The organism is Hydrogenophaga sp. (assembly GCF_019264445.1).
In the GTDB taxonomy this organism is placed as follows: domain Bacteria; phylum Pseudomonadota; class Gammaproteobacteria; order Burkholderiales; family Burkholderiaceae_C; genus Hydrogenophaga.
This window is the reverse complement of sequence record NZ_JAHVAB010000083.1, coordinates 24,712-31,130: the sequence shown is the minus strand read 5'-3', so window position 1 is coordinate 31,130 and position 6,419 is coordinate 24,712. Positions and strand designations below refer to the sequence as shown.

The window sequence follows — 6,419 nt, the reverse complement described above, 5'->3', positions numbered from 1 at the left end:
ACCTGCACCCGTCCACCCCTCACCGCTTCGCGCCCTCCCCCTGCTGGCTGCTCTGCGCCATGGTGCTCACGCCCGCGCTGCACGCGCAAACCGCCACGGAGCCGCTGCCCACGCTGGACCAGTGCGCCGTCATCGGCGCCCCCACCGACCGCCTGAACTGCTACGACCGCCTGGCCGGGCGCGCACCCGCGCCCGCTGTCCCGCCAGCGGCACAGCCCGCGCCGGGTGAAGTGGCGGCGCCTTCGCTGCTGGCGGCCACGGGCGCGCCCTTGCCACCCGAGTCGGCGCCGTCCACCAGCCTGGCCTCGAAGTTCTGGGAGCTGGAGCCGTCCGACAAACGCGGCGTGTTCAATTTCGTGGGCTACCAGAAGAACTACGTGCTGCCGCTCCACGTCACCAGCCGCATCAACCGCGCGCCACAGTCGCCCACGCAGGCCGCCGTGGCCCAGCCCGACAACCGGCGGGAAGAGGCGAAGTTCCAGCTGTCGGTGCGCACCAAGGTGCTGCAGGACTTCGGCCTGCCCGGCGCCGACCTCTGGGCCGCCTTCACCATGCAGGCCATGTGGCAGGTCTACAACCACGCCGATTCGCGCCCCTTTCGCAACACCGACTACCAGCCCGAGCTGATCTACGTGGTGCCCACCACGGCGGGCCTGCGCACGCTGCCGTTTGGCTGGCAATGGCGCTACACCCAGCTGGGCGTGGCACACCAGTCTAACGGGCAGTCCGATCCGCTCTCGCGCAGCTGGAACCGGGTGTACCTCACGGCGGGGCTGGAGCGCGGCAACTGGTCGTTTACCACGCGGCTGAACCACCGCCTGAAGGAACGCCTGGAAAACGACAACAACCCCGACCTTACCGATTTCCGCGGCAAGGCCGAGTTCACCCTGGGCTGGGCCAGCGGGCTGCACACGGCCTCGCTCATGCACCGCAGCACCCTGCGCAGCCAGGGCAGGGGTTCCACCCAGCTCGAATGGACCTACCCCGTGTACCGCGACCAGCCCAACGGCCTGCGCTGGTATGTGCAGCTCTTCAGCGGCTACGGCGAAACGCTCTCCGACTACAACTTCCGCCAGACCAGCGTGGGCGCGGGCGTGAGCTTCCTGCAGTTCTGAGCGGTTCAGTGAAAGTCGCGGCTCACGGTGGAGAGCCCGTTGAGCAGCGGCGTGAGGTCTTCGAGGTGGCCGGCGATCAGGTTGCGGGCCTCGCCATCGCGCTGCCACGTCCCGTACACCGCCAGCAGGCGTGAACCCGCCAGCACGGCGCGCTGGCGCTCGCGGATGCGGCGCCACACGATGACCTGCACCACGCCGGTCTCGTCTTCCAGGCTCACAAACACCACGCCCGACGCAGTGCCGGGCTGCTGGCGCAGCGTGACGATGCCGCAGTGGCGCACCAGGCGGCCGTTGGGCGCGTCCTTGAGGGCTTCGGCGGTCATGAGCCTGCGCCGTGCCAGCTCGGGCCGCAGCAGCGCCAGCGGATGGCGGCGCAGGGTCAGGCCCAGGCTGGCGTAGTCCCACACCACGGCCTCGCCTTCCGGCGCTTCGGGCAAGGCCAGCGGGGCTTCCTCCACCGGCGCGCCCTTGAGCAGCGCAGGCGCCGAGCGCAGCGCGGCCGCGTCCCACACCTGCTGGCGGCGGTGCCCGCTCAGGCTGGCCAGGGCATCGGCGGCGGCCAGCGCTTTCATGTGGACCTGGTCCAGTGCGGCGCGGCGCGCCAGGTCTTGCGCGCTGGTGAAGGCCTGCCGTTCGCGCGCCTGCCGCAGGCGTTGCGCGGCGTCTGCCCCCAGGCCGTTGACCAGGTGCAGGCCCAGCCGCACCGCGCCATCGGGTTCGATCCGGCTCGCCAGCTCGCTGTGCGCCACATCCACCGGGCGCACCACCACGCCGTGGCGCTGGGCGTCCTGCACCAGCTGGCTGGGTGTGTAGAAGCCCATGGGCTGGCTGTTGAGCAGGGCCACCAGAAATTCGGCCGGGTGGTGGCGCTTGATCCAGGCGCTCACGTACACCAGCAGCGCAAAGCTGGCGGCATGGCTTTCAGGGAAACCGTAGCTGGAGAAGCCTTTGATCTGTTCGTAGATGCGCTGGGCGAATTCGACGTCGTAGCCCCGCGCGGTCATGCCGTCAATGAGCTTCTTCTCGTATTTCTGCACGTGGCCATGTCGCTTCCAGGCCGCCATGGCACGGCGCAGCTGATCGGCTTCGCCCGGCGTGAAGCCGGCTGCGAGCACGGCGATCTGCATGCATTGCTCCTGGAAGATGGGCACGCCCATGGTGCGGCCGAGCGCGGCGCGCAGGTCTTCGCCATCGCGCGGGCCGGGGTAGGTTTCGGGCTCCTTGCCCTGCCGGCGGTTCAGGTAAGGATGCACGGCGCCGCCCTGTATGGGCCCCGGCCGCACCAGCGCCACCTCGATCACCAGGTCGTAGTAACAGCGGGGCCTCAGGCGCGGCAGCATGCTCATCTGCGCGCGGCTCTCGATCTGGAACACGCCCACGGTGTCGGCGGCGCAGATCATGTCGTAGGTCGGGCCGTCGTTCTGCGTGGCGTCCTCCATGCCGAAGGAGCGGCCCTCCTTCTGGCCGATCAGCGCCATGGCCTTGCGCAAGGCGGTGAGCATGCCCAGGGCAAGCACGTCCACCTTGAGCATGCCCAGGGCGTCCAGGTCGTCCTTGTCCCATTCGATGACGGTGCGGTCTTTCATGGAGGCGTTTTCGATGGGCACCAGGCGCGAGAGCGGCAACTGCGTAAGCACGAAGCCGCCCGTGTGCTGCGAGAGGTGGCGCGGGAAACCCATGAGCGTCGAGGTGCATTCCAGCAGCTGGCGCACCTGGAGTTGCTCGGGGTCCAGGCCCACTTCCACCAGCCGCTCTGTGGCAATGGCGTGGCCGTCCCACCAGCGGGCCTGTCTGGCCAGCGCGTCCAGGGAACCGTCCTCAAACCCCAGCGCCTTGCCCACGTCGCGCAGGGCGCTGCGCGGGCGGTAGCTGATGACGGTGGCGGTGAGCGCGGCGCGCTCGCGTCCGTATTTCCGGTACAGGTACTGGATGACCTCCTCGCGCCGTTCGTGCTCGAAGTCGACATCGATGTCGGGTGGCTCATCGCGCTCGCGCGAGATGAAGCGCTCGAACAGCAGCTGCGTGAGGTCGGGATTGACCGCCGTGATGCCCAGGCAGTAACACACCACGCTGTTGGCCGCCGACCCCCGGCCCTGGCACAGGATGCCCTGGGAGCGCGCGAAGGCCACGATGTCGTGCACCGTCAGAAAGTAATGTTCGTACTGCTTGCAGGCGATCAGCTCGAGCTCGTGCTCGATCTGCTTCGCCATCCTGGCGGGAATGCCCTGTGGCCATTTGCTGCGAGCCCCCTCCTCGGTCAGGCGGCGCAGGTGGCTTTGCGGCGTTTCTCCTTCGGGAACCACCTCGCTGGGGTACTGGTAGCGCAACTCGTCGAGCGAAAACTGGCAGCGCGCGGCCACCGCGAGCGTCTCGGCCAGCAGCGCCGCCGGGTACAGCTGGGCCAGTGTCGAGCGCAGGCGCAGGCGCTGCTCGGCATGGGGCTGCAGCGCGAAGCCGCATTCGGTGAGCGGCTTGCCGATGCGGATGGCGGTGAGCACGTCGTGCAGGGGTTTGCGCGAACGCACATGCATCTGCACATCGCCCACGGCCACCAGCGGCACGGCGGTGAGCTCGCTGCTCTGGCGCAGCTGGTGCAGGCGCATCTCGTCATCCACGCGGCACAGCTGCTCCACCCCGAGCCAGCAGCGGCCCCGGAAATGCCACAGCAGCCAGCGCGCGATGCGGTCGATGCGGTCCTGATCGCAGGCGGCATCGGGCACCGCGATCACCACGCAGTCGGCCAGGGCCTCGGCGCGGATGTCGTCCTGCTTCAGGCGGTACGTTCCCTTCTCGGCCGACGCCCGGCGCAGGCCGGTGATGAACTCGCACAGGTTGCCGTAGCCCGGGAGATGGCAGGCCAGCACGACGAGGGTGAACGGTGTGTCGCACCGCACGCGGAACTGGCTGCCGACCAGCAGCGGCAGCCCGTGCTTTTTGGCGGCCACGTGGGCACGCACCACACCGGCCAGCGAGCACTCGTCCACCAGGGCCAGCGCGCGGTAGCCCAGCGCGGCGGCTCGCTCCACCAGTTCCTCGGGATGGCTGGCGCCATGCAGGAAGGTGAAGTTGGAGAGGCAGCGCAGCTCGGCGTAGTCGGGCAGGACGGCGGGGGTGTTCATGCCGAGCCTTCAGGCAAAGTGCCCGTGCAGGAACCAGGCCGGCGCCTGGCCCAACCGGGTCTGGAAGACCCAGAGCGCGCCCGCTTCGGCCGACAGGGCCACCCAGTAGTCGCGCACCACGTTGCGCGTGCGGTCTTCACCCTCGACGCGGTCCCACCATCCGCCCTCCACGCGCTGCGGCCCGAGCAGCAACAGCAGGCGACCGTGATACACCGGGTGGTCGTCCTGCACCAGCAGGCGCAGCGGCACCGGCAACAGAAAGCCCGGCTGGGCCAGTGCAGTGCGCGGCGCGCTCTTGCGGGGCAGGGGCTGCGAGGCCGGCTGCCAGCGGCACATCCACTCGGGCCGGTGGTCTTCGCACAGCACGGGGCGCAGCACGCGCTGCGGCCCCAGGCGCGCGGCCAGACGCTCAAGCACCAGGCCGAGCTTTTCGCCCTGGCGCACGGTATCGGGCAACAGCGAGGCGCTCACGTCATGCAGCGGCTGCACCTCGGTGGCCACCAGCGCCAGCTCGCCCACCGGGGCCTGCAGCGTCACCCGCGCCAGATGCTCGGTGAGCAGGCGGCACAGGTGCTCGGTGTCGCGCGTGGGCTCGGCCGTGCGGATGGTGATCTCACCCCCCTCGCCCGCCGCGCGCGAGCGCATGGCGTCGTGCGCCCATTTCAAGGTAAAGGCCGTGACACCCGCGCGCCGCGCCGCCAGCCAGCCACTGAGCACGCGCAGCAGCCGACGCGCGCCAAACACCAGGGCATGGGCCTGCTCCACCCGCGCCATGAGCTCCAGACGCTCTTCAAACGATGCGGGCAACGCCACCCATTCGTGCACCTGCGGCGCGCGGCCATACACCTCGTCGAGCGCTTGCAGCAGCCGCTGATCGAAGCGCCGGCCAAGGCCACCGCGCGGCAGCGCGCGCACATCGCCCAGCGTGCGGCAGCCGATGTGTTCGAGCGTGAGCCGGTGCGGCCTCACCGCACTCAGCGTGTCCATGGGCAAGGCATCCAGCAGCCCGTCCAGCGGGAGCCGACAACCGTTTTCGATGCCGGCGCGCGCCAGCGCGAGCGCAGCCAGGCCGTTGGGTGCCCAGGCGAGTTGGGCCAGCCCCAGTTCGCGCCCTTCGTGCAGCACGCGTTCGCGCAGCGCCCGCCGCCCCCCGAAGAGGCGCAGGCTGGCCTGCACCTCCATGAGCACGGCTTCGTCCACCAGCGCCACCCGGGGGGTGAACTGCAGGGCCCAGATGGCCAGGGCGCGCCGAGTGGCCTCAGCCGCTTCAGTGGGCTGCGCTGTGCCGGTGCTCGTCGGGCTGGGCAGAAGGGCGGACCACAACATGCTCGGTCTCGGGGTGATGCGTCCACCGGCTGGGCAGCCGCAGCCGGGGCGTGAGAAAAGGGGCCAGGGCGCCGGGCACGGCGCTCAGGTGCAGGGGGGTTTCCAGCGGCGGGCCCTTGCGCTTGGCCATGTGGATGTGCAAGGCCCAGTCGGGCCCCACGGCCGCCCGCACGCGCAGGGGTGCGGCCGACGATTCGCCCAGGGCGCGGGCGGGCCGGCACACGAACACCGGCGCGTCAAAACCCGCCGCCAGCACCTGCAGCCGGCGGATCTGCTCCGGCCGGGCCTGCGGCAGCCAGACCAGGAGCGCGCCACAGGCCTGGGCCTTGATGAGTTGTTCGGCCGACCACAGGCGCTCGGCCGGCGTGTCGGCCTGCACCCAGACCAGCTGGCGCTCGTCCAGGCCCTCCAGGCGCAGGCCCGGCAGATGGGGCGGCAGCGGCGGGCCGACCACCACCACCGGCTGTCCGGCCGCACAGACCTGGCGCAGCACCGGCCCGAGCAGGCGCCACTCGAGCGTGCCACTGTGCGGCGTGAGGATTTCGGTCAACCCGTGGCCCGGCCAGCCGCCGCCGGGCAACTGAGCGTCCAGCGCGGCAAAGCCGCTGGACCACACGGTTGACACCGGCGCGCCCAGCTGGTCGCCCCGCCACAGCGCCGCGGCCACGGCCGCCGGCAAGCCGCTGCCCAATTGGCGCGGGGGGCGCAGGGGGCGTGGCGGGCGCAAAGGCGCGGTCGCAGGAGACGGGTCGTCCTCCTGCCAGGACATGGCGGGCTGCATGGTGGGGGGTTTGTGGGGGGTGAATGGGCTGCTTCAAAATACTGTATTTGTGTACAGTATATGAAAGCCTTTCACCTG

At 70.4% G+C, this 6,419-nt stretch carries 4 protein-coding genes; 1 reads left to right on the top strand and 3 read right to left on the bottom strand.

Going from position 1 to position 6,419, the window contains the following annotated elements:
- Positions 1-1,115, top strand: a 1,115-nt coding sequence (locus tag KXJ60_RS19730; RefSeq protein WP_366018833.1) for a phospholipase A, incomplete at its 5' end; no start/stop codon positions are given.
- A gap of 5 nt (positions 1,116-1,120) precedes the next feature.
- On the opposite strand, the gene KXJ60_RS19725 is transcribed toward KXJ60_RS19730, so the two are convergent.
- From KXJ60_RS19725 to imuA, 3 genes are read right to left on the bottom strand one after another with little or no spacing between them, the layout of a single operon-like run.
- Positions 1,121-4,234, bottom strand: coding sequence for an error-prone DNA polymerase (locus tag KXJ60_RS19725; RefSeq protein ID WP_291131753.1), 3,114 nt, complete (start codon positions 4,232-4,234; stop codon positions 1,121-1,123).
- Positions 4,235-4,243: 9 nt separating this feature from the next.
- Positions 4,244-5,560: a DNA polymerase Y family protein gene (locus tag KXJ60_RS19720; protein WP_291131751.1), complete on the bottom strand. Its 1,317-nt coding sequence runs from the start codon at positions 5,558-5,560 to the stop codon at positions 4,244-4,246.
- A complete protein-coding gene (gene imuA / locus KXJ60_RS19715) occupies positions 5,502-6,341 on the bottom strand; it encodes a translesion DNA synthesis-associated protein ImuA (protein ID WP_291131749.1) in 840 nt (279 codons plus the stop codon). The genes KXJ60_RS19720 and imuA overlap by 59 nt, the downstream gene beginning before the upstream one ends.
- Between the last annotated feature and the right edge of the window lie 78 nt (positions 6,342-6,419).

Bases quoted from the DNA above. Each gene is read 5' to 3' on its own strand.
- KXJ60_RS19725 (WP_291131753.1), bottom strand. From the start codon at position 4,234: ATGAACACCCCCGCCGTCCTGCCCGACTACGCCGAGCTGCGCTGCCTC.
- KXJ60_RS19720 (WP_291131751.1), bottom strand. From the start codon at position 5,560: ATGTTGTGGTCCGCCCTTCTGCCCAGCCCGACGAGCACCGGCACAGCG.
- imuA (WP_291131749.1), bottom strand. From the start codon at position 6,341: ATGCAGCCCGCCATGTCCTGGCAGGAGGACGACCCGTCTCCTGCGACC.